This is a genomic window from Klebsiella sp. PL-2018 (assembly GCF_019048985.1).
In the GTDB taxonomy this organism is placed as follows: domain Bacteria; phylum Pseudomonadota; class Gammaproteobacteria; order Enterobacterales; family Enterobacteriaceae; genus Klebsiella; species Klebsiella michiganensis.
Map to the genome: position 1 here is coordinate 38,470 of NZ_CP077674.1, position 22,323 is coordinate 60,792.

At 55.0% G+C, this 22,323-nt stretch carries 18 protein-coding genes and 6 pseudogenes; 14 read left to right on the forward strand and 10 right to left on the reverse strand.

Annotated elements, in window-relative coordinates; translation table 11 throughout:
• Nucleotides 1–64: 64 nt before the first annotated feature.
• Nucleotides 65–553: pseudogene (locus MKleb_RS27750) on the forward strand (IS3 family transposase); the annotation flags it as partial.
• A 9-nt stretch (nt 554–562) separates the two neighbouring features.
• Here the strand turns inward: MKleb_RS27750 and MKleb_RS27755 are convergent.
• Nucleotides 563–951 (reverse strand): annotated as a pseudogene (locus MKleb_RS27755) (transposase); the annotation flags it as partial.
• 88 nt (nt 952–1,039) lie between these two features.
• Nucleotides 1,040–1,957 carry a LysR family transcriptional regulator gene (locus tag MKleb_RS27760; protein WP_217076929.1) on the reverse strand — a complete coding sequence of 306 codons (918 nt, stop codon included), beginning with the start codon at nt 1,955–1,957 and terminating at the stop codon, nt 1,040–1,042.
• Between the two features lie 104 nt (nt 1,958–2,061).
• Here MKleb_RS27760 and MKleb_RS27765 point away from each other — a divergent pair, with 104 nt between their 5' ends.
• Nucleotides 2,062–3,270: an MFS transporter gene (locus MKleb_RS27765; RefSeq protein ID WP_217076930.1), complete on the forward strand. Its 1,209-nt coding sequence runs from the start codon at nt 2,062–2,064 to the stop codon at nt 3,268–3,270.
• Between the two features lie 133 nt (nt 3,271–3,403).
• On the opposite strand, the pseudogene MKleb_RS27770 reads toward MKleb_RS27765, so the two are convergent.
• Nucleotides 3,404–4,047: pseudogene (locus MKleb_RS27770) on the reverse strand (transposase zinc-binding domain-containing protein); the annotation flags it as partial.
• Nucleotides 4,048–4,230: 183 nt separating this feature from the next.
• A protein-coding gene (locus MKleb_RS27775) for an IS1 family transposase (RefSeq protein WP_223274117.1) occupies nt 4,231–4,928 on the reverse strand; the annotation gives its coding sequence in 2 pieces (ribosomal slippage) (nt 4,231–4,679 and nt 4,679–4,928; 699 coding nt in all).
• Between the two features lie 54 nt (nt 4,929–4,982).
• Between MKleb_RS27775 and MKleb_RS27780 the strand changes: the two are divergent.
• From MKleb_RS27780 to MKleb_RS27795, 4 genes and pseudogenes are all read left to right on the forward strand, one after another.
• Nucleotides 4,983–5,063: pseudogene (locus MKleb_RS27780) on the forward strand (IS6 family transposase); the annotation flags it as partial.
• A gap of 167 nt (nt 5,064–5,230) precedes the next feature.
• Nucleotides 5,231–5,836: a LysE family translocator gene (locus MKleb_RS27785; RefSeq protein ID WP_228740817.1), complete on the forward strand. Its 606-nt coding sequence runs from the start codon at nt 5,231–5,233 to the stop codon at nt 5,834–5,836.
• Nucleotides 5,837–6,093: 257 nt separating this feature from the next.
• Nucleotides 6,094–7,276, forward strand: a pseudogene (locus MKleb_RS27790) (IS91 family transposase).
• A gap of 272 nt (nt 7,277–7,548) precedes the next feature.
• Nucleotides 7,549–8,732: pseudogene (locus MKleb_RS27795) on the forward strand (IS91 family transposase).
• A gap of 196 nt (nt 8,733–8,928) precedes the next feature.
• Here the strand turns inward: MKleb_RS27795 and MKleb_RS27800 are convergent.
• The 4 genes from MKleb_RS27800 to repA form a co-directional block, all read right to left on the reverse strand.
• Nucleotides 8,929–9,579: an HAD family hydrolase gene (locus MKleb_RS27800; RefSeq protein ID WP_217076932.1), complete on the reverse strand. Its 651-nt coding sequence runs from the start codon at nt 9,577–9,579 to the stop codon at nt 8,929–8,931.
• Between the two features lie 45 nt (nt 9,580–9,624).
• Nucleotides 9,625–10,224 (reverse strand): DUF2913 family protein, encoded by a 600-nt coding sequence (locus MKleb_RS27805; RefSeq protein WP_217076933.1) that lies wholly within the window; start codon nt 10,222–10,224, stop codon nt 9,625–9,627.
• Nucleotides 10,208–10,714, reverse strand: a complete 507-nt coding sequence (locus tag MKleb_RS27810; RefSeq protein ID WP_217076935.1) for a ProQ/FINO family protein — start codon at nt 10,712–10,714, stop codon at nt 10,208–10,210. Before MKleb_RS27810 ends, MKleb_RS27805 begins: the two co-directional genes overlap by 17 nt.
• 934 nt (nt 10,715–11,648) lie before the next feature.
• On the reverse strand, nt 11,649–12,506 hold the full coding sequence (gene repA, locus MKleb_RS27815; RefSeq protein ID WP_217076937.1) for an incFII family plasmid replication initiator RepA: 858 nt from the start codon (nt 12,504–12,506) through the stop codon (nt 11,649–11,651).
• Nucleotides 12,507–13,267: 761 nt separating this feature from the next.
• On the opposite strand from repA, the gene MKleb_RS27820 reads away from it, so the two are divergent.
• On the forward strand, nt 13,268–13,765 hold the full coding sequence (locus tag MKleb_RS27820) for a transcription termination/antitermination NusG family protein (RefSeq protein WP_217076938.1): 498 nt from the start codon (nt 13,268–13,270) through the stop codon (nt 13,763–13,765).
• Nucleotides 13,766–13,968: 203 nt separating this feature from the next.
• Nucleotides 13,969–14,619, forward strand: coding sequence for a conjugal transfer protein TraC (locus MKleb_RS27825; RefSeq protein WP_217076940.1), 651 nt, complete (start codon nt 13,969–13,971; stop codon nt 14,617–14,619).
• A 277-nt stretch (nt 14,620–14,896) separates the two neighbouring features.
• Here MKleb_RS27825 and MKleb_RS27830 read toward each other — a convergent pair whose 3' ends face one another.
• Together MKleb_RS27830 and MKleb_RS27835 are read right to left on the reverse strand one after the other, a co-directional pair.
• A complete protein-coding gene (locus MKleb_RS27830) occupies nt 14,897–15,604 on the reverse strand; it encodes a hypothetical protein (protein ID WP_217076941.1) in 708 nt (235 codons plus the stop codon).
• 203 nt (nt 15,605–15,807) lie between these two features.
• Complete coding sequence (locus tag MKleb_RS27835) at nt 15,808–17,034, reverse strand: nucleoside permease (RefSeq protein WP_217076943.1); 1,227 nt, start codon at nt 17,032–17,034, stop codon at nt 15,808–15,810.
• 236 nt (nt 17,035–17,270) lie between these two features.
• On the opposite strand from MKleb_RS27835, the gene MKleb_RS27840 reads away from it, so the two are divergent.
• From MKleb_RS27840 to pilP, 6 genes are read left to right on the forward strand one after another with little or no spacing between them, the layout of a single operon-like run.
• On the forward strand, nt 17,271–17,528 hold the full coding sequence (locus tag MKleb_RS27840; protein WP_217076944.1) for a type IV pilus biogenesis protein PilI: 258 nt from the start codon (nt 17,271–17,273) through the stop codon (nt 17,526–17,528).
• Nucleotides 17,529–17,570: 42 nt separating this feature from the next.
• Nucleotides 17,571–18,515 carry a toxin co-regulated pilus biosynthesis Q family protein gene (locus MKleb_RS27845; RefSeq protein ID WP_217076945.1) on the forward strand — a complete coding sequence of 315 codons (945 nt, stop codon included), beginning with the start codon at nt 17,571–17,573 and terminating at the stop codon, nt 18,513–18,515.
• Nucleotides 18,515–18,955: a type IV pilus biogenesis protein PilM gene (pilM, locus tag MKleb_RS27850; RefSeq protein ID WP_217076946.1), complete on the forward strand. Its 441-nt coding sequence runs from the start codon at nt 18,515–18,517 to the stop codon at nt 18,953–18,955. Before MKleb_RS27845 ends, pilM begins: the two co-directional genes overlap by 1 nt.
• An 11-nt stretch (nt 18,956–18,966) precedes the next feature.
• On the forward strand, nt 18,967–20,643 hold the full coding sequence (locus tag MKleb_RS27855; protein ID WP_217076947.1) for a PilN family type IVB pilus formation outer membrane protein: 1,677 nt from the start codon (nt 18,967–18,969) through the stop codon (nt 20,641–20,643).
• Entirely contained in the window at nt 20,636–21,892 is a 1,257-nt protein-coding gene (pilO2, locus tag MKleb_RS27860) for a type 4b pilus protein PilO2 (RefSeq protein ID WP_217076948.1), read from the forward strand. The genes MKleb_RS27855 and pilO2 overlap by 8 nt, the downstream gene beginning before the upstream one ends.
• Nucleotides 21,879–22,322: a type IV pilus biogenesis protein PilP gene (gene pilP / locus MKleb_RS27865; RefSeq protein WP_217076949.1), complete on the forward strand. Its 444-nt coding sequence runs from the start codon at nt 21,879–21,881 to the stop codon at nt 22,320–22,322. The genes pilO2 and pilP overlap by 14 nt, the downstream gene beginning before the upstream one ends.
• Nucleotide 22,323 lies beyond the last annotated feature (1 nt).

Here is a 22,323-nt window from a genome sequence, read left to right on the forward strand (position 1 = left end):
GCTGAAAGGTGCACGTCCGGTTCGGGGAGGAGAGGCAGGGAAATAGTCCGACTACGCCCTGCCTCTTACTCTACTCTGGACGGGAAAATGCTGGGCTTATCTGGCCGTCGTGCTGGATCTGTTCGCCCGTAAACCTGTGGGCTGGGCGATGTCGACGTCGCCGGACTCGGCCCTCACGGTCAAAGCGTTGCAGATGGCCTGGGAGCATCGGGGGAAGCCAACAGGAGTGATGTTCCACAGTGACCAGGGCAGTCACTATACCAGCCGCCAGTACCGGCAGGCTCTGTGGCGCTGTCGAATAAAGCAGAGCATGAGTCGACGCGGTAACTGCTGGGATAATGCCCCTATGGAACGGTTCTTCCGGAGCCTGAAGACCGAATGGGTGCCGACGAAGGGCTATAACAGCTTCAAAGAAGCTCAGAGCGCGATAATCCGCTACATCACGGGCTATTACAGTGCCATCCGCCCCCACTGGTATAACGGTGGGTTAACGCCAAATGAATCAGAGCGGCTGTTCCACGAACAGTCAGGTCGTGTGGCCAAAATTAGTTGACCACTACACCATGGTTCGGCTGACCAGGGCTATTCCCCGTCCTTTGGCAACAAGGGCGCGTGCGCTATCCATTTTCGCGACTGACCGTACTCCACGGCTTCTTTCAGGATCTCAACTTCCATCGTCTTTTTTCCCAGAAGCCGCTGAAGCTCCCGGACCTGCTTCAGAGCAGCGGTAAGCTCAGAAGCAGGAACGACTTCCTCACCGGCCGCAACGGCGGTGAGGCTGCCTTCCTGATATTGCTTCTTCCACTTAAACAGCAGGCTGGGCTGGATACCATGCAGGCGGGCGACATGGGAAACATTCATGCCCGGCTCCATCGTCTGCTGGATAATGGCGATCTTCTCGCGAGGGGTTTTACGTTTACGGACTTCTTGTCCTAATAGAATCCCGGTCATCTCAAAATTGGCGTTAGTGTTAGACATATGTTCAAGCCTATCTCTTATCTGGAGATACCGCTACTGTCTGGTGTTTCAGGGGGCTACATCACGTTAACAGAGGTAGATGGCTCAACTTCTGATGTAAAAAATCAATAAGTGCTCTTGTTTTCGCGGGCAAGTAGCGTCGATTGGAATAAAGCGCGAACAAGTGCAATGGGGCTGCCGACTGTTCAAACTCAATCTCAATGAGTCGCCCATCGTTGATATAGGGCTGGCAGGCTTGTTTCGAAAGAATTGCAAAACCTAAACCTGATACTGCCGCCCGTCCCGCCATCTCTCCGCTGTTTACCCGATAATGCCCTTTAACTGCAATTGTCTCGAACCTACCTTTTGCACTGACGAACTGCCAGGGTGTCCCTTTCAATGCGCTTACTGTTGTAATGCAGGGTAATTCTTCAAATTGATGGATATGAGAAGGGGTACCATAACGCTGAATGACAGAGGGAGATGCAACAATGGTACAAGGGATAGTTACCAGATGACGGGCGATGTAGTCACTGTCATCCATCTGACCACGGCTAACAATGATCGCTAAATCAAGATCATCTCGCAGAGATTCGAAACCTGACAAATTTGTGACACAGCTGATCTCCACATCTGGGTACTGACAGGCGAAATCAGCAATAACAGAGCCCATCAATGCAGGTCCTATTTCATTTGGAATACAGATACGTAATGGACCTTTGAGTTGGACCTGTCCCTGCGTTAATTCAGACTCCGTTTGTTCAAGTGCTTCAAGCAGCGGTTTTGCTCGCGCATAGAGTAGTTGCCCCGCCTGGGTGAGCTTCATATGGCGTGTGCTGCGCTCGATTAGCTGAATATGCAGTTTTTCTTCTAACCGAGAAATACAACGGCTTACGTTTGATGTCGGCATTTCAAGGGCTTTGGAGGCTCCAACGAAACTTTCTCTATCAACCACGGCGATGAACACTTTCAGGGTATTAAAGTCGAGAGCCGGACGCATAGAAAATCCCATTTTTGATAACGATTACCGCCATTTTTACCATCTTATGCCGATTGTTGATAGCAGATAAACTTTGAGCATCTTTCATTTATAGGTTGCTTGCTATGTCACTGGTCACTCAGATGTTTAATCATAAAACCCTGATGCGGATAGCCATCATCATTGCCTTTATCCAGTTTACTAATGCGCTGGAATACATGGCATTAGCACCTGTTTTTTCCTTTATGTCAGAAGCGTTTTCGGTTCCGGTTTCATTTTCTGGATATGTCTCTGGTATGTACACATTAGGTGCAGTTCTTTCCGGTGTTGCTGCTTTTTATTGGATAGACCGATTTAATAAGAAGCGATTCTTAATCCAGAACATGCTGCTGTTGGGAACACTAACGTTTGTGTCCACATTTACAACAAATTTTCACACGCTTTTGGCTCTACGATTTTGCGCAGGGTTGGTTGGTGGCACAACGATGGGGGTGGGGACGAGTATCTTGATAAACTATTCCCCTGTTAACATGCGTGGGAAAATGTTAGCAACGGTAATTGCATCATTTTCAATGGTGAGTATCGTTGGCATGCCAGCGATATTATTTTTTTGCACACACTATGGTTGGCATATTTCTCTGTGGTCAATCAGTTTTCTGTGTCTGCTGTCTTTACCGTTAATAGTCCTTTTTATTCCCAAGGATGCAGCTCAATTACGCGCTAAGGGCAAGCTATCTATTGATGCTCAGACCCTGCTTTTCGCCTCTTGTAATGCGCTGGTACAGTTTAGCCCAATGCTGATCATCCCCATTTTGACCCCATTAATGACCCATCATTTAGGGGCACAACAAGACCAACTGCCTTTGCTGTTCTTAAGCGGAGGGATTGCAGGTTATCTGTCTACAAAAATAACAGGAGTTCTGACATCGCGTTTTTCTGCGCTGATTCTGGCTACAGTTTCAACGCTACTTTTTGTGCTTAGTTTACTGGTCCCTGCAATGGGCTATCATAACGCAGTTCTGTTTATTACCTTATTCCTGGGTTCTTCGTATAGTCGACTGGTTTCATCATCTTCGGTTACGATCCAGTATCCAGCGGATGAACAACGTGCCAGTTTTTCTTCGTTACAGGCTGCGATAATGTCCTTGATAACAACTCTTGCATTCTTTTTGTCGTCCCTATTACTGCCCGACCAGGGTATAACGACACAGAACTTAGACCGATTACTGGTAGTCTGCGCATTAGCTGCGACTGGGTTTCCCCTGATGGTCATGGCACTGCAAAAAAAACTGGCTAAACGTATCCACCAACCCGACCACTTTATTATTGATTAGAATAACGTCCGCTGTTGGCACAGGCTGTGTGAAAACTGCTGATCACGTTTTGGTCTAAGCAGTGGCTTAATATGATCAACCATTCTTGATTGATAGGAATTAAAACCTGAAACTGAACAACAAATAACCACCATTTTTGACTCCCGGCCAGGGTTGCCGGTATCTCCAGCCGCCAGAATTCCTGGCGCAGCAGGTCAGTGATACGCCAGCGCCGCATCGGCATCACGTTGCGGGCGTAAAACTGCACTTTCTTCCAGGTACTGGCGTCAGTAATCCCGCCGGCCGTTGTGGAAAGGTGAATATGCGGATGCCACTGCTGGTCGCGCCCCCAGGTATGGATGACGCTGAAGCAGTCCGGTAGAAAGTCGCCCCGCCGGCCGGTTTCCAGAACAACATCAGCCGCGAGGCGGCTCATTTCGGCGAGCAGCCAGCGGTTATGGTCTATCAGGGGCCAGTACTCACAGGGGAGGGTGAAGGTGATGTGCTGCCATTCACCGTCGGGCACCAGGGCGAGAAGATACTGTATCCAGACTTCGCCGGCTTTTACGCCGCAGTGTGGGCAGGAGCGGCTTTTACAGCGGAAGCAGACTTTTTTGAGTGGCCACATCCGGGGTCAGGACAGCGCCAGCAGGTGTATCCCATGAGCGTGGTGCCGCAGGCCATGATTTTAGTGACGGCCTCAATGACAGCGGGACGAACAGAACCTTCAGGCTGTTTGTGAAACCAGCTAAGCCAGCGGTTGCCTTGCTGAAAGATATCGGCGAAGCGGGGAAGCATAATCATTTCACAGAAGAAGTGGGAGCTGAAGTTATAACAGTCGCCGCAGGCCATAACAAGTCGCAGCCGTCAGGCTGCCTACTTGACCTCTGGCATAGACCGCCGCAAGTGCTTTCTGGGCGGGTCGATAGCCCTGCCTGGCGGCTCGCTGATACCATTCTATAGACTGGTAATGACTCCAACTTACTGATAGTGTTTTATGTTCAGATAATGCCCGATGACTTTGTCATGCAGCTCCACCGATTTTGAGAACGACAGTGACTTCCTGCCCAGCCTTGCCAGATGCTGCCTCAGATTCAGGTTATGCCGCTCAATGCGCTGCGTATATCGCTTGCTGATAACGTGCAGTTCTCCCTTCAGGCGTGATTCATAAAGCGGCCAGCCATCCGTCATCCATACCACGACCTCAAAGGCCGACAGCAGGCCAAGAAGACGCTCCAGCGTGGCCAACGTGCGTTCACCGAATACGTGCGCCACAACCGTCCTCCGTATCCTGTCATACGCGTAAAACAACCAGCGCTGGCGTGATTTAGCGCCGACGTAACCCCACTGTTCGTCCATTTCCGCGCAAACAATGACGTCACTGCCCGGTTGTATGCGTGAGTTTACCGACTGCGGCCTGAGTTTTTTAAGTGTCGTAAAATCGTGTTGAGGCCAACGCCCATAATGCGTGCACTGGCGCGACATCCGACGCCATTCATGGCCATATCAATAATTTTCTGGTGTGTACCGGGCTGAGAGGCGGTGTAAGTGAACTGTAGCTGCCATGTTTTACGGCAGTGAGAGCAGAGATAGCGCTGATGTCCGGCAGTGCTTTTACCGTTACGCACCACGCCTTCAGTAGCTGAACAGGAGGGACAGCTGATAGAAACAGAAGCCACTGGAGCACCTCAAAAACACCATCATACACTAAATCAGTAAGTTGGCACCATTACCGGAAAGGTCAGGCAGAATCATTTTATTTTGGATATTCCCTGGGCGAGATGCGTCTGGTGAGCAGAGTCTTTGAAAGATAAGACCTTCAAATACTACGAAAGGCTAATTCATCAATAACTTTGCAACGGTGCCCAGTCGATGCCACGGCCGACAGCGCCACCATGGTATTTCTGGCGCAGGAGAAGAAACCATCTAAACAAGAATAATTACGGTATAATGAGTAGATATTCACCACTGGAGGGTAAATGTGATTGAGCCTGTTTTTATCACATATTGTGCTACCATTTTTATTGCGTCTATAATTCCGGGGCCTTCAATGATGCTCGCTATGAATACCGGTCAACAGAAACACGGATTAATGCTGGGGAATATGGCGGCACTGGGGAATGTGGTTGCATCTCTTCTACAGGCGCTGATTTCTTTGCTGGTTATCTATACTATTGGCGGGGTCAGTGACGGGCTAATGGCCGTTGTCAGGACTGCTGGTGCTGGGTACATCATTTATATCGGAATTCGCTTGTTTATAGCGCCACGTATCGATACCGATGATAATGGTGGAATCAAGACACAAATGCTAACGGCATTTAACCAGGGGTTTTTACTGGCCATTGCCAATCCGAAAGCGATTATCTTTTTCGTCGCATTTTTCCCGTCATTCATCAAAACAAGTTCGTCTGTGGCGAGCCAGACAGTGATAATCCTTCTACCTATAGCTCTGATTGCCTATGCGTGCTTCCTGGCGTATGCCGTCGCGGGGCGCGTATTAAAAAATCTGTTTACTAACAGTATCTGGCTGACGCGAGCTTTTGCTGTGGGGATTATGGCTACTGGCGTAAGTATGTTTTTCATGTAGAAGGCTATATTGTTGTTTCCGGTGGTGTAAAGATAGCTCATCCGGTCGCAGGCTTACCCGGTACAGGCAGGACCGGTAGTTTGTTCGTTTCCGGGATTTTGTAGAATGCTATACATTGGGCCCAGTTTTATTAACAGGTATCTATGACGTGATTGACTTCACCCGTTTTGTCCAAGTAGGCAGCCTGACGGCTGCGACTTGTTATGGCCTTCGGCGACTGTTATAACTTCAGCTCCCACTTCTTCTGTGAAATGATTATGCTTCCCCGCTTCGCCGATATCTTTCAGCAAGGCAACCGCTGGCTTAGCTGGTATCACAAACAGCCTGAAGGTTCTGTTCGTCCCGCCGTCATTGAGGCCGTCACTAAAATCATGGCCTGCGGCACCACGCTCATGGGATACACATGCTGGCAATGCCCTGACCCCGGATGTGGTCACTCAAAAAAGTCTGTTTTCGCTGTAAAAGCCGCTCCTGCCACACTGCGGCGTAAAAGCCGGCGAAGTCTGGATACAGTATCTTCTCGCCCTGGTGCCCGACGGTGAATGGCAGCACATCACCTTCACCCTCCCCTGTGAGTTCTGGCCCCTGATAGACCATAACCGCTGGCTGCTCGCCGAAATGAGCCGCCTCGCGGCTGATGTTGTTCTGGAAACCGGCCGGCGGGGCGACTTTCTACCGGACTGCTTCAGCGTCATCCATACCTGGGGGCGCGACCAGCAGTGGCATCCGCATATTCACCTTTCCACAACGGCCGGCGGGATTACTGACGCCAGTACCTGGAAGAAAGTGCAGTTTTACGCCCGCAACGTGATGCCGATGTGGCGCTGGCGTATCACTGACCTGCTGCGCCGGGAATTCTGGCGGCTGGAGATACCGGCAACCCTGGCTGCAGAAAGTCGCAGCAGGCAGGACTGGAATCGCTTTCTGGACCGGCACTACAGGAGAAAATGGAATGTGCGGGTGTCGAAGGTGATGGACAACGCCACGCACGTGGCGATGTACTTCGGGGCTTACCTTAAGAAGCCCCCGGTGTCGATGAGCCGGCTGGAGCACTACGCCGGGCGGGATGAAATTATCATGCGCTACCGCAGTCACCGGACAAAGCAGGAGGAGACGCTGACGCTGAGCGGGGATGAGTTTATGGAACGCTTTTCCTGGCATGTGCCGGAGAAACGGTTCCGGATGGTGCGGTATTACGGTTTTCTGAGTCCGTCAAAGCGGGCCGTGCTGGAAGTCGTGTATCTGTTAACAGAGACGCAGCGTAAAACGGCGCGGAAGGTGACATGGCGGGGGCTGTACCAGCGGCTGCTGAAAGTGGACCCACTGGCGTGCATTTTGTGCGGGAAGATAATGTGTTTCGGCGGGCTGAAACGGGGGCAGCGGCTTGCGGAACTGATGGCCCGGCATGAGCAGCTGGCGCAGATGAAAATGTGCGGTTAGGCGCGGATGCAGGGAAGATCCGTCCACAGCGCAGGGAAAGTTTAAAAGACGGTCAGTTAATCGATATCACCGATAAATGAGCGATTACTGATTGAAGCAAACAATCACCAGACCTCCGTCAGCGCTGGCCGGGAGTCAAAAATGGTGGTTGTTTGTTGTTCAGTTTCAGGTTTTAATTCCTATCAATCAAGTAGGCAGCCTGACGGCTGCGACTTGTTATGGCCTGCGGCGACTGTTATAACTTCAGCTCCCACTTCTTCTGTGAAATGATTATGCTTCCCCGCTTCGCCGATATCTTTCAGCAAGGCAACCGCTGGCTTAGCTGGTTTCACAAACAGCCTGAAGGTTCTGTTCGTCCCGCTGTCATTGAGGCCGTCACTAAAATCATGGCCTGCGGCACCACGCTCATGGGATACACATGCTGGCAATGCCCTGACCCCGGATGTGGTCACTCAAAAAAGTCTGTTTTCGCTGTAAAAGCCGCTCCTGCCCACACTGCGGCGTAAAAGCCGGCGAAGTCTGGATACAGTATCTTCTCGCCCTGGTGCCCGACGGTGAATGGCAGCACATCACCTTCACCCTCCCCTGTGAGTACTGGCCCCTGATAGACCATAACCGCTGGCTGCTCGCCGAAATGAGCCGCCTCGCGGCTGATGTTGTTCTGGAAACCGGCCGGCGGGGCGACTTTCTACCGGACTGCTTCAGCGTCATCCATACCTGGGGGCGCGACCAGCAGTGGCATCCGCATATTCACCTTTCCACAACGGCCGGCGGGATTACTGACGCCAGTACCTGGAAGAATGTGCCGTTTTTCGCCCGCAATGTGATGCCGATGTGGCGCTGGCGTATCACTGACCTGCTGCGCCGGGAATTCTGGCGGCTGGAGATACCGGCAACCCTGGCTGCAGAAAGTCGCAGCAGGCAGGACTGGAATCGCTTTCTGGACCGGCACTACAGGAGAAAATGGAATGTGCGGGTGTCGAAGGTGATGGACAACGCCACGCACGTGGCGATGTACTTCGGGGCTTACCTTAAGAAGCCCCCGGTGTCGATGAGCCGGCTGGAGCACTACGCCGGGCGGGATGAAATTATCATGCGCTACCGCAGTCACCGGACAAAGCAGGAGGAGACGCTGACGCTGAGCGGGGATGAGTTTATGGAACGCTTTTCCTGGCATGTACCGGAGAAACGGTTCCGGATGGTGCGGTATTACGGTTTTCTGAGCCCGTCAAAGCGGGCCGTGCTGGAAGTCGTGTATCTGTTAACAGAGACGCAGCGTAAAACGGCGCGGAAGGTGACATGGCGGGGGCTGTACCAGCGGCTGCTGAAAGTGGACCCACTGGCGTGCATTTTGTGCGGGAAGATAATGTGTTTCAGCGGGCTGAAACGGGGGCTGCGGCTTGCGGAACTGGTGGCACGGCATGAGCAGCTGGCGCAGATGAAAATGTGCGGTTAGGCGCGGATGCAGGGAAGATCCGTCCGCAGCGCAGGGAAAGTTTAAAAAACGCTCAGCTAATCGACGTTATCGATAAATCAGAGATTATCGATTGAAGTAAACAATCACCTAGCCTCCGTCAGCGCTGGCCGGGAGTCAAAAATGGTGGTTATTTGTTGTTCAGTTTCAGGTTTTAATTCCTATCAATGTACACACCTTAATTGTTCGTTATCATGATTGGGTGCTTTCTTCGCAGAAACGATGGGTGAAAGTGTCGCCAGTGTGCGGTGTCGGCTGCTGACAACAGAGCGTAATCACCACGGGAGTCACCCCACGCACGTAAATGGTAGTGAGTGAGGGGGCCATACTCTTGTTCCAGATGGATTATTTTCTGAATGCATCGACAATTAGCCCCGATAATGCGTCCGGTAAGCTGACCGTTGACAACCTCCAGTTCTGTGCCGATCAACTTCACTCCCAGCCTTTGAGCAAATGGCCGAAGAATTATCACGGGAGAAGCAGAACACAGTGTGACAATAGCGCCTGAACTTATCTCGGCGTCAACGGCCAGGAGCCCAGCCGGGCGCATCAGTCGGTTCCAGTAACGTTTGCAAAAACGTTCAGCCTGTTCAGCTACCCAGGCAGCTTCGACGCCAGTCAGAAATGTTTCCACCAGAATACCTTTCAGTTCGTCACGAGTTAATCTGCCGGTCAGACAAGAAAGCGCAGGAAGCACCATCCTGATAATGCGGCGGGTAAATACTCTGTAGCCGAAGGCAAAACGAAGAAAGGGTATAAAGCTGTCATGCCGGGTGAGCGTGCCGTCAAAATCGAATACGGAGAGCGTGTTGTCGGGCGTGATATTCATACAGGCGTATCCTTTTCAAAGCTAACGAACAGCGGTAAACATTGGCTACAACGTTGCTTTCGGGATAACCAGTTTGTAAGCGTGCTGAACATTACCTTCATCATCCGGGGTCACCGTCCAGCCACATGTGGCAAACAGCTCCGTCACGGCCTCAATGTTCCCGGTAATACGAACTGCCAGGGGATAGCGTACCCTGCCGTTTGCATCAAAGCCATTATCAATACTGCTGCGCAAAGCAAAAATGCCGTTAATGCCAGCGTTCAGCTTCACCGCGTAGCGGCCGGTCCACTCACGGTCGGTCAGCAGGTTATAAACCCAGCCAGCATCTTTGGCGAGTTCGAAAGCATACGTCAGGCGGAACAGGTCATTCTGTTCTGCAATATCGCCATGGCAGGAGCGCCAGAGATAATCCAGCTTCTCCGGCAGCCGGGCTTTCATGCCGAGCGTTCGGCCCTGTCCGAGCAGCCATTCGATATCCGGGGTGACGCTGCGGGGAAAGCGGCGCTGCTTCAGCGCCGTGGCCAGCCAGCGGGTCAGGAAGAGATTTTCCTGAGAGGCGGACTGTACAATGCCGTCCCGCTTAGCCAGCGCCAGGGCAATGAGCCCACACCAGGCCAGGTCTCCGGCTTTATTCAGCTGTGACATGATTCTGCTTCTCCCTTGCATCCAGTCTGGCTTTGATGCGCTTCACCTGGAGGCGGGCATATGCCGCTTCCTTTGCCGTGACGACACCTGCTGGTTCACCGTAGATATCGTAGCGGGTTTCCCCTTCTCTGACGCATCGCTGATACCGGAGTCCGCGAACTACCCGTATGACAGCCTGTATCCACTGACTGAACGTCATCCCGCAGTCCGGGTTGGCTTCGATATACGCCTTAGCCTGCTCCTTGATACCCACTTTCATGGGACGGAGAATCCCTTTATCAAACTCAGGCCACAGGGCGGGGAATGTCCTGACAAAAAGAGCTATTTTGTCCCGGCTTTTCCGGGCCTCTTTGTTGAGCGGCTTCGCCTCACGAGGAGCAGTCTCTGCCGTCACGGCTTCCGGGCTGATTTGTGCAGGCACGGCATCAGGTTCAGTCACTTTCAGTCGTGATTTTTTAACCACAATCACGGGGGCTTTTTTCTCAGGCATCAGCGGCTCCAGGTGCAGGGGGATAACGCTTATATTTTACCATAACATAATGATTTACATAATAAACACAGGCGTAAATTGAGCACGGAAACCGTTTTTAGATGCGCGTCAGCGCATGGGAGGCGCAGAGCGCCGGAGACCCCCGCAGCGAAGCGAGGACAAAGAAAGCATTACGGCTTCAGCCGTAATAATCCCCCTCACTGCAAAGCCCAGCCAACCCATATAAAAACAACGCCAGAGCCACTGTGCGCTGTCGGAGTGGTCACGACAAGGCGTAGCCGCAGTCGGGGCGTATCTCCGCGTTAGCGGGCCATCAGGGCCGCTTACGGGCGTGTACACCAGACCCAACAGCAACACTTCCCACAGCCACACAATTCTATAGTTACAACATCCATCATTAAAAGCGACTTCATCCCGGGCTACGCCCGGGGCGGGGGCGCTTTTCAGTGGTGGGTTCCGGCTCTGTTGCTGCAGTTGTGCACGGTCGGGGTTTGCGCGGGGTGGTGATGAAAGGTGTTTTGCGACGGTCAGTGAGAATGGGGCCCGCCGCGTGCGGTGGGAGGCACTTCATGGGTTGTTCCCTGTCCACAGGGCCGGGAACGGACAGGTTTTCCCCTTAGACGAAGATATTTAAGTTCTTTATATGAACTACAGAGCAGGGGTTTAAAGGGAATCACGCAGTTTGTAAGCCTCTCGTCTGGCAGTTACTGAGGCTCTCGGTTTGTGGTTAGTGAGAAACTCCCTTGCAGTTATGAGTGGATAACGGAAATTGACGGTGATGCTGTGTGAAATCTGCGGGTTTTGGTGGGGGGTGAGGCCGGGATTTTGACGTCAGGGCGTGTGGATGCGCGTTTGAGTGGCTGATTTTTGTGCGGTGATGAGGTTCAGGCGTGGGGCGGCCTCCGGCGTCAGCCGGATAATTCGGGGAATGGGGTTATGTTGTGGCCAGTCGGGTATAGTGGCCGTTCCGGGACATCAGCATGCGCTCTTTGACGCGCCGCGCCACTTCACGCTTCAGGGCGTCCAGATTCCACTCCAGCTTCCCTGCGGCCATCTCACGCGTCACCTGCTGTCTGACCAGTGCCTCAATATCTTTCCGGCTGCGGTCCTGGTCACGGCGTGCCTGACGGCGTTTCAGGCCGTGCTCGCGGCGCTCCCCGCACCAGGTGCGGAAGCGCTCCCTGACGTAGCGCCAGGCTTTCGCTATCAGCTGGTCGGTTTCCAGTGCCTCAAGGCCCTGCTGTTTACGCTGTTTGTTCTCCCACTCCACACGGCTGCGTCGTGCAGCCAGTACGGCGTTCTCGGAAATATCCAGCGCGTCAAACAGTGCCCGGGTGAAGGTGATGTCAGTCGGCAGGTTGCAGCCGGTCTGTGCGTCATACTCGGTCTGGTACGTGATGAGGCCCAGCTCAGCCATGAAATGCAGTGCCCGGGTCGCACGGGTGATGGACAGATTGCCGGAGTCCGACTCTGTCGCCAGACCGCACTCGATGGCCAGCGTGGTGATGGAGCACTGTACGCGGTTGGCCAGTGGGTCGTAGTGGAAGCACAGTCCCTGCAGCAGCGCATCGATGGCACGACGACGCAGCACCGGCGGCTTACGCTTACGTTCGCCCAGCGAGCGCACGAACGCCACGTGTATCGAAAAATCAAAACGGGCGGTGAAGCCTTCGGCCTTCGTCATCAGCTTCTGACAGAACGGCAGCGTCTTCCGGTTTTCACGCGAGGTGAACGCCGGGTGCGGATTTTTTACCTGGCTGTAATGTGGGCTAAATACCTGATTATGTGTCACGCCTGTCTGCGCTTATGTTGCACAGAAGGAGTAAAGTTGAAAACGGGGTTTGCTTTCCGATTTTCATAGAATTATACTCCCCGCATAGAGCAACAGCTTCTATGCAGAATTTGTAGTACCGCCCATTTAATCTTCACGTCGCCAAACTGAAAAGATTAGTGGGCTTTCGCTTTTCTGGTCCTCTGAAAAGTCTCCGGCCTCGCCGTCACTTCCCTTTCAAACCATTCCCGAATGCCTTATGGCGCATTCAACCATGAATCCATTTTACTGTGCCTGTCGCACGTTTCCTGCAATATACCTTTTCCACCTGTGTTTTAAAAGCTATCAGCGGGTTGCTGAGATGCTCAGCCCCCTGAATGCCGTTATTTTTGCATTTTTTTTTCCAGTTTTGCCATGTTACGCCTCATTTCTCGCAGCACATCAGCCTGACTTTTTATGCGCTTTTGGTTGAAAAGATCGTACTAATTCTCTTTCGCGATCTATTACCCCGTTTTAGATCATGGCTATAGAATGTTTACCTATATTTGATTTGTTTTCCGATCTTATATACCTTTATTGGCGCTCTAGGTAGATCAATAGATCGTGTTTATGCTGCCAAGTAGAATAAATGGCTAACCTGCAAGTGTCGCCAGGCTTGCGATAGGGGTAGCCGTTAAGTAGCAACACGAAACAATACGAAAGTCCCGCATTCGGGGCTGATTTGAAAGCATCACTGCGTGTCGTCCCGGATGGGATCGGCCGGGCGCGGAGCGTTCTGGGTTATGAGCAGAGAAACAGACAGACATCTGCGCTGGTATCTGGCGCAGCACATCACAACCGGAAAACAACGCCAGCTGCTTTTCGCCTGGCTTAGTGAGCAACGCGTCACCCCCTGGACGCCGCTTGTCGCTACATCATCTCCGCGCGCCGACAGAGAGAACGGCTGCAGGAACCGTATCTCACAGGTATTCCCCGGCTATTTTTTCCTTCAGGCAGATTTGTCTGTGCATTCTGTTTCAACGCTGCGCCGCCACAGCGCTTTCCTGGATTTTGTCTCCTTCGGGAGCGGGCCTTGTACGGTCAGCGACCGTGTGGTGGAAGAGCTTATGTCGCTCTACCCCGAGGATGCGACGCCCCGGACGCGGTGTTCGCATCCTCCGCTCACCCGGGCGCAGTACAGCCACCTTATCCGCCTGGAAAACAACACGCAGCCGGTGTCCCGCATTTCGATGTTGCTTGACCTCATCAGGCAACCTGACGCCGTTGCACTCTGCGAATAGCCCCGATTCATTACCGCCCTTTGGGGGACGTATTCCCCTCATCCCACCTCCCGTTGCGGGAGGCTTTTTTTGTTATTTCAGGCCTGGTGTCTGCCCGCCTGTCCCGATGAGCACCCTCTGCTCTCCTGTCGGTTTTTTGCCCCATCCGGGGCAATGAAGACGCCAGGCCTGAAATAGCATTTCCGTTGCCCCTGGAGGTTTATATGTCCTCGCCGGAACATCCGGTCAGCCACCTGCTCTGGTGCGTGCTGGTCGCCCTGCGAACTGCGGAAGAAGAGACCGGGTTACGGACGGAACCCGCCCGCCGCCGCTTTGTCGATAACTGGCTCCACCACGCCCGCAGGACGCCCACATTTGCCGGTTTCGGCGATGAAATCGCGGCATTACGGGCGCTGATCGCAACTGACAGGGACTGCCCCGTCACCCAACTCCTGCTTGTGCTCTACCGGCAGGCTGAGCAGGCTGACCTGTGCGATTTATTTCGCTTCCGGGCGGCAATCAACACCGTCATGAAATCGGGCTGGAGAACGGGGCTTTGTGTGAGTCCTGACCTGGTGGTCGGGGAAGTTCTGCTGCGCTGCCGGGGCCGCAAGAATCACCTGCTTCAGTTGACGGGAACAGAGGACTGCTTCTCGGCAACGGGGGAAATGACCGCGCCGGCGACGTTTCAACTGGTGACGCGCAAAGGAGAAGGCGATGAAGTGGTATCACAGGCCTTCGAAGAAGAACGCTTTCAGGTCACGCGTAGCCGCGTGCTCTCGTTTAACCGGGAAACGGATATCCACACGCTGTATGTCGGCGTGCATACATTGCCAGAGGACAGATGGTCCCCGGCACACAAAACATTGCACTGAGGTTCGCCGTGATGCGTATCCGCACGCCGCCACGCCTGCTTCGCAGCTTCCGCTGGCGCGAAAGCACCTTGTGCTGTCCGGTGTCCACAACAAGACTGTCATTCAGACTGTCAGGGGATTCATTATTGCTGATTTTATTTCGTTTTTAGAGGCGCTTATCCTTGCCGATAGTTATGTCGGAGCGCTAATCATTATCTACGGCTCTCTCATTATGATTCTCGCTGGCGCCTTTTTTATGGAAGCCGTCTTAAACGCCCTCATTCATGTATTTCACGCATTAAGAAGCGTCATCGCCCGCCGTAGAAATAAGAAGATCAATTGATGTTCTGATAAGTGCGCAATGATTTATGTAAAATATAAGAATGAAAAATTCAACATATGAAACCACAAGTAATAGTATACTGATGCTAACCATGATCAGAGCAAACCCTGTAAGCGGTATACTGGCTGAAACCATCGGATACCAGTCGGGCAATGACCTTAATATACCGCCAGCTATTAACGCTGCGATAAACGGAAAAGCTGCGCATATAAGTTTGAATGCAGATAACCTCTTTTCATACACACTGGAGACAGATGCCATCATGAAGGATGCGGATTTTAATGCAGGAAATGACCATGCTGGCGAATGTTGACATGACAGCATGATAATGCTGTCTGTGCGCCCAAACCTCTTCTTATTAAATAACAGGTAAAGCGCCACAAAAGAATAGCTGATGACAAGTTCAACGCTGAGCAAGGGCAACATACTGTCATAGGGCCGTGCTATTACATTTAACGCCTTCAAGAGATAGACGGTGATCATGAAAACAAGAGGTAATGAAATACTGAGAGTAATGAGCGCGATACTTATGTAAGGATGGTCATATCGTTTAGCTTGAAAATAAGTCAGTATTTCGTTTACCTCTGCGAGTAATACTTCCTGCTCTTGTTTTTTCCTGGCATATCCGAGCGATGTATGTAAATCGGCTTTCGTAGATTCCATTATTTTTATTCCTGGCAACAAATATTGGGTATTCGGGTTTGTTGCATATTTTACAGGGCGTGTTACAGCAGACCTGACAATCACGCCGCACCAGCACGGGTGTAAGTAGAGGGGGAGCTGCCATTTCCGGTAATGTTTTACCGATGACGTGCATCATGGATGCGCCATCACCGGTATGTCAGAACTGACGAAATGACGAGCCGTCAGCCCTTATGCTTGTATCTGAACACAAACGGGAACACGATAAACAATCCGAGGGCGCAGGCCGCAAAAAACACCCAGACATCATGCCATTGCGTTACGCCTGCAGTCGTATATTTCTGGACCACATAACCACTCAGCAGACCGCCGCAAATATTCCCGATGCCATTAACCATCATCTGAAACAGGCCCTGCGCACTCGCGCGGTTCGAGGGTGGGGCCTCTTTATCGACGTACACCGAACCAGATACGTTGAAAAAGTCAAAAGCTACGCCATAGACCAGCATGGAGAGCACCAGAAGCAGAGTACCGAACGCTGACGGGTCACCGTAGGCAAACAGCCCGTAACGTAAGAACCAGGCAAACATACTGATCATCATGACCGTTTTAATTCCGTAGCGGCGCAGGAAGAACGGGATCATCAGAATGCACAGCGTTTCAGACATCTGCGAGAGAGAAAGCACTAAAGATGCATGTTCGACCAGGTAGCTGCCTTTAAACTCCGCCACCGCATCAAAGCTGTGTATGAACGTATTCCCGAAGATGTTGGTGACCTGGAGCAAGATGCCCAGCAACATTGAGAAGATGAAGAAGACGGCCATTTTCGGATCTTTGAACAGAGAGAGCGCATCCAGGCCAAGACGAGCGGCAAAAGATTTACTCTCTCCGGTGTTAAACACCGGGATGTGCGGCAGAAAAGCGGTAAACAGCACAGAGACAACAGAAAGCGTGGCGCCAACATAGAGCTGGTTAGCACTCAGTTCCCACCCGGCCAGGCTCACACCCAGCATCGCGACGATAAAGCCAACGGTACCCCATACCCGTATCGGGGGAAACGTATCCACTACGTTCAGGCCGACTTGCTGCAGGCGGTAATACGCCATTGAGTTATAGAGCGCCATTGAAGGCATAAAGGTCAGGCAATTAAATAAAATCACCCAAAACATCGCCGTGCCGCTACTGGCCTGAGTGGCCAGCAGTAACGTGACCGCGCAACCGGTATGACAGAACATGTAGAGTTTTTTTGCGCTGACCCATTTGTCAGCCAATATTCCCATGATGGCTGGCATCGTCAGGGCTCCGACCCCCAGGGTACTGAATACCGCCCCCACGGCTGCCCCTTCCAGCTGGAGCGTGACTATCATGTATGAACCGAGCGTTGTTAACCAGCTCCCCCATATTGCAAACATCAAAAAAACCTGGATTTTCAACTGATTTTTTAACGACATACCGCACCTTATTGCCCCACAGATAAAGCGCCATTGTAGAAGGATTTACGGAGCACGCACACGAATAAGGCCTTATTTCTGCGATATCGGTTGTACGACACCGAAAGGCCATGACGCATTCGCGGCCCGCCGTTGGATTTGATAACTGACGCTGTCTGAGCGGCTCCCCCCCCCCTTTCCCTGATATGACTAAGAAGCGCACGCCCCCTGAATATTCGTTTTACCAGGAGAATTTGATGCAACCTTCCTCTGCCGTCGAATCGCTGACCGTGCTGGTCATGACCAACGCCTGTGAGAAACAGGTCCACACCCTGTCCGGTGATGACCCTGAGCAGGCCGGTCGCCCTTTTTGCCAGCCACAGAACTGGCTGGTCTGCGTCAGTCGGGGAAACACCCCTCTGGTGCAGTTTGAACGTCTCCCGGGTTATCCCGTCATCTGGCGCAGAGTCGTACCTGCGGTTCAGGCACCACGACGGCCCCGCATCCATCACTGAATGCTTATTCAGTTCATTCACCGGTACCGGAGTTATTGTTCCATGCCAAAAAAAATCCTGACCTGCCTGCTGCCTCCGCTTGTTGCCGGATGCGCAGGGCTTCACGCTTCACCGCCCCCACAGACGCCGGCACTGGTGTTTATTGACGGGCAAATCCTCGAAAGCACCCGGGATATCGCACAGGCGCAGCAGCGTATCGCCCCGGTGGTGGCACCACCGGCCCTGATATCCCCGACAGTGTCTTCCCCGGCCGTAGCCGGAACGAGAGCGGTGCAGACGCCGTCATCAGCAATTGCACTCTCGCGCCTGAAGCAGTCCGGCACGCCCGCCACCGCGCCGGTCATTGCGCTTCCCCCCGTGCGTAACCTGACCGTGACGCAGTGGGTGCAGAAACTTCTGCCCCCGGGGTGGCAGCGTCTGCAGGCTAACGCGGCGACGCCCGCGCTGAATACCCGTCTGGCGTCCTGGTCCGCCAACGACCAGTGGACACGCTCGCTCAACCGTCTGCTGGAAGAGCAGCACCTGTATGGCTCGCTCGACTGGGACAAAAAAACGCTGACGGTCACCACCACGCCGGGGGCCGCTTCTGACGGGGGGACTGCCGCACCGGTCACCACCGTGCCATCTTCCGCACCCCGCAATCCGTTTTCGTCGGCGTCGGCGTCGTCGTCTGCGGCGGCGACGGCTGTTGCAACACCGGCACCCGCAGCACCCCGCTGGACGGCGGCGGCAGGCAGTACGCTGCGCGAAACGCTCGTGCGCTGGGCTGGCACCGCGTCCTGCTCCGCCTCTGGCGGCTTCTGGACGGTCATCTGGCCGGATACCGTGGCAGATTATCGCCTCGATGCCCCGCTGACGTTCTCCGGCACGTTTGAGGATATGCTCGGCCAGGTGTTCTCCCTGTACGCCACCGCCGACACGCCGCTGAACGCCAGGGCCTCCCGCAGCCAGTGCGTGGTGGCGGTGTCTGACCAGAGCGCACGCTGATGGGTCTGCTGCTCTGGAGCGTCGCGCTGGTCTGGCTGCTGATTGCCGGGGGGATTCAGTCGCAGCAGACGACAGACGCCATCACCTTCTCCGGACAGGCGGAAGCGGCTTCCCTTGCCCGACAGATGCTGATGGTCGCCAACACCATCAGTCTCTGGCGTCACCACCACCCCGACCAGGACGTATTACCGCCCGTTAACCAGATGCCGGGGATGAGTTTCCCCCCTGACAGCCGTATTCACTGGCAGCTCCAGGCGGGGCGACTGTGGGTCTGGACGGCGGAGCGCCCGGGCCTGATGTCATCCCTGCGCTCACACTCGCGTCATTCGCATCTGCTGGGATTTGCCCGTCAGCGCCACTTCATCTTCTCTGATGGTCAGGCATCGGGGCTGTCGGTTCCTGCTGCCATTCCAGAAAACGCCATCGTTTACCTCAATTAACGGATACCTTCATGAAAATACTCACCACACGCCTGCGACCGGTGTGCCTGGCGCTGGCTGTCGCCTCGCTGTGCGCCTGTTCCGTGGCTGAAATCCACCGGATGAAAGACGAGGCCCGCGCGGAGGGCGAGCAGGCCCGACGGTCCATGCCCGCCCCCAAAGCCTCATCCCCGCTGGTCTGGACGGACAGGCAATGGATTAATACCCGCCCGGTACCGGTCGTCAGACCATCAAAACCCGCGCCCTCATGCAGCATCACGCACCTGCGAAAAACCGGCATCACGCTGCAGGAAGTGGCGCAGTTCATCACCCATGAATGCCGTCTGCCGGTGGTCTTCACGCCGGACACGATGATGTCCCGGGGAAGCAGTGGCGAGACCGCCGTGCTGACCGGGTCCGTTCCCGTTCCGGATAATGGTGACGCGCTGGTTATTCCGTCGCAGAACGACGCCACAACCTCGCGTTCCGGCAATACCGCCCCGCCAGTGCGTCTGGATAACCTGTTCTGGCAGGGGCAACTGTCCGGCTTCCTTGACCTGGTGGCCAGCCGAGCCGGACTGTCCTGGCGCATGGACAACGGGCGCGTGGTCTTCTACTTCCTGGAAACACGGACATACACGCTGGCCATGCTGAACACGCAGACCAACAGCTCGGCGAGCATCACTTCCGGCTCCACCACGTCTGCGGGAAATGACGGCGGGAACGGCTCCTCCCTGAGCGGCTCGGCGGTCTCCTCGCAGAACACCACGGTTGGCCAGCAGTACGACCTCTACAGCGATATCCGCCAGTCCATTCAGGCCATGCTCACCCCGGGGCGCGGCCGCTTCTGGCTGTCGGCCGCCAGTGCATCGCTCACCGTCACCGATACCCCTGCCGTCCAGGATGCCGTGGCCCGGTATGTGGCCGCACAAAATGAAGTGATGAACCGCCAGGTGTCACTCCACGTTCAGATCCTGAATGTGAACACCACCCACAACGAGCAGTTTGGCATTGACTGGAACCTCGTCTACAACTCCCTGAATGCGGCCGGGGCCACGCTCAACAACAACGCAGGGGATATCGCCGGGGCGGTGTCCGGAGGGGTTTCCATCCTCGATACGGCCCGGGGTCAGGCCGCGAAATTCAGCGGCAGCAACCTGCTGGTCAACGCGCTGTCACAGCAGGGGGATGTCAGCGTCGTCACCTCCCAGGCCAGCACCGTCACCAACATGACGCCGGTGCCGCTGCAGATGGCGGACCAGACCGGTTACGTGACGTCATCGTCCAGCACCACCACCAGTGGCGATGGCGGGGACACCTCCACGCTGGAAACGGCCACCATCACCACCGGCTTCAATATGACCATGCTGCCGCTGATACAGGCAGGTGGCAACGTCCAGCTCCAGGTGGCGCTCAACATCTCCGATCCACCGACCATTCGCCATATTGAAACGAAAAACGGCAACAGCTACGTGGAAACCCCGTCCACCCGCGTACGTTCACTCAGCCAGAAGGTGAATCTGCGCGAAGGGCAGTCGCTCATCCTGAGCGGATTTGACCAGCGCAGCACGGATGCCCAGCTCTCAGGGACATTCACGCCGTCCAATCCGCTGTTCGGTGGCGCACAGTCCGGCAAAAAAGGACGTTCCACGATGATCGTCATCATCACGCCAACGTTCCCGTCAGCCGGAGGCATTCGCCATGAATGATATCGATCCGGTTCTGCGCGCCCCCGAAACCGGAAAAGCCTGGGTTGTCGGACTGCGCTGGACGGAGCCGGTCAGCCGGGGGAGAGTCGCCCCGCGGAATAACCGGGATATGCCCGTCAGCGTCATCGCGCGCCAGGGGCGCGGCGCCCGTCATGCCCGCCGTCACGGCAGCGGACGCCTTCCGGTGCGTTATCGCCGGGAAACGCTGTATTCCCTTGCGATGGCCTGTTGCCGTCATTACCGCAACGGGTACGGCATCTGGCGCATAGACGAGTACCGCTGGGTATTCCTGGCATCACAGCAGGGCCTGCCCGCCGTCGTGGGGGATGTGAGTGGCAGTCTGGAGGAGGCGGTTGCGGCCCGTGACCTGTTCCTCTCCCTGAACGACATGCCCGAAGAGGGCTGGGACTGTCAGGTGTCCCCCGATGATGCGCTGGAATGGTGGTCGCTGACGGAAGGTCTGACTTCAGCCGCGCTGTCCCGCCTGCGTGTGCGGCCACCGGGGCAGGCGACCCGACGCCTTCTGCCTGCGGTCCTGCTGCCGGTTCTGGTTGCCTTTGCGGTTTACGGGTATATCCACCATTCGCCACCGGACGTTCCCTCACCGGCTGAGGTCGCTGAGCGGGCGCGGATGCTGGCACAGGAAGCGCCTCCGCCCCCACAGCTTCCTCACCCCTGGGCAGACCAGCCACCCGCACGCGGGATGCTTCTTGCCTGTGAGAATGCCTGGAAGGGGGTTCCCGTGTCGGCGGGCGGCTGGCTGCTGAAAGAGGGGCACTGCGACACGGACGGGCTGACGCTACACTGGACCTGGCTTCAGGGCGGCACCGCGCAGTCGCTGACCCGGGCGCTGGCCCGGCACTGGCCGGAAACGCCGCCCGTTATCGATTTGATGAGCGGTGCGCGGGATGCCACCCTCCGGCTTCCCGTGACGTTCGCCCCGGGGCGCGATGAAACGGTACCGGACCAGGACACTCAGCTGGCACGGGCCGCGTCCGCCTGGCAACGCCAGGGGCTGACCGTGCCGTTTGCCGATATCACCTCGGCCCCCGAGCCGGATGAAGACGGCGTGCTCCCCCCACCGCTGCCCTGGAAGATATTTACCTTCACCCTGACCGGCCCTGCCCGCCCGTCCACTGTCACCGCCCGCAACGATGACACCGGGCTGCGCATCCGGTCGGTCTCTTTCACCCTCAACGGTGCCACCGTGAGCTACACCACAGAAGGGTTACTCTATGCCTCCCGTTAAACATGTACACGCGATTGTGCTGCTGGCGGCCTGCCTGCACGCCCTCCCCGTCTGGTCCGAAACGCAGGACAGTCCGGCCGTTTCGCCGGATAACACCTTTGGCCAGATAGAAGACCTCCACGCCCGGAATCTGGTGCTGCAGGCCGAGCTTCAGGGCGCGGAACTGAACCGCTCCATTTCCGAGGCCCGCACCCCCTCCGTCACCCAGCCGATCGACAGCACGGCAGAGCCGGGTCGCCCGGTATCGGTTCGCAGTCAGGTTCTCGCCATCACCGGACACGGCAACCAGCTGCAGGCCAGCGTCAGGCTGCCGGACGGTCGGGTCACCACCCTGCAACGGGGCGGTAAGTACCCGGGCAGCAGCCTCACAGTGACGGCAATGGGCGCTGAAGGTGTCACGCTCAGCGATGGCACGCTCATCACATTCTGAC

Excerpts from the sequence above, each read along its gene's own strand:
- pilO2 (WP_217076948.1), top strand. The coding sequence starts at position 20,636 with ATGAATGATATCGATCCGGTTCTGCGCGCCCCCGAAACCGGAAAAGCC.
- MKleb_RS27835 (WP_217076943.1), bottom strand. The coding sequence starts at position 17,034 with ATGTCGTTAAAAAATCAGTTGAAAATCCAGGTTTTTTTGATGTTTGCA.
- MKleb_RS27825 (WP_217076940.1), top strand. The coding sequence starts at position 13,969 with ATGTCCTCGCCGGAACATCCGGTCAGCCACCTGCTCTGGTGCGTGCTG.
- MKleb_RS27800 (WP_217076932.1), bottom strand. The coding sequence starts at position 9,579 with ATGAATATCACGCCCGACAACACGCTCTCCGTATTCGATTTTGACGGC.
- MKleb_RS27765 (WP_217076930.1), top strand. The coding sequence starts at position 2,062 with ATGTCACTGGTCACTCAGATGTTTAATCATAAAACCCTGATGCGGATA.
- MKleb_RS27760 (WP_217076929.1), bottom strand. The coding sequence starts at position 1,957 with ATGCGTCCGGCTCTCGACTTTAATACCCTGAAAGTGTTCATCGCCGTG.
- MKleb_RS27805 (WP_217076933.1), bottom strand. The coding sequence starts at position 10,224 with ATGTCACAGCTGAATAAAGCCGGAGACCTGGCCTGGTGTGGGCTCATT.
- MKleb_RS27820 (WP_217076938.1), top strand. The coding sequence starts at position 13,268 with ATGAGCAGAGAAACAGACAGACATCTGCGCTGGTATCTGGCGCAGCAC.
- MKleb_RS27830 (WP_217076941.1), bottom strand. The coding sequence starts at position 15,604 with ATGGAATCTACGAAAGCCGATTTACATACATCGCTCGGATATGCCAGG.
- pilP (WP_217076949.1), top strand. The coding sequence starts at position 21,879 with ATGCCTCCCGTTAAACATGTACACGCGATTGTGCTGCTGGCGGCCTGC.
- MKleb_RS27840 (WP_217076944.1), top strand. The coding sequence starts at position 17,271 with ATGCAACCTTCCTCTGCCGTCGAATCGCTGACCGTGCTGGTCATGACC.
- MKleb_RS27845 (WP_217076945.1), top strand. The coding sequence starts at position 17,571 with ATGCCAAAAAAAATCCTGACCTGCCTGCTGCCTCCGCTTGTTGCCGGA.
- pilM (WP_217076946.1), top strand. The coding sequence starts at position 18,515 with ATGGGTCTGCTGCTCTGGAGCGTCGCGCTGGTCTGGCTGCTGATTGCC.
- MKleb_RS27810 (WP_217076935.1), bottom strand. The coding sequence starts at position 10,714 with ATGCCTGAGAAAAAAGCCCCCGTGATTGTGGTTAAAAAATCACGACTG.
- MKleb_RS27855 (WP_217076947.1), top strand. The coding sequence starts at position 18,967 with ATGAAAATACTCACCACACGCCTGCGACCGGTGTGCCTGGCGCTGGCT.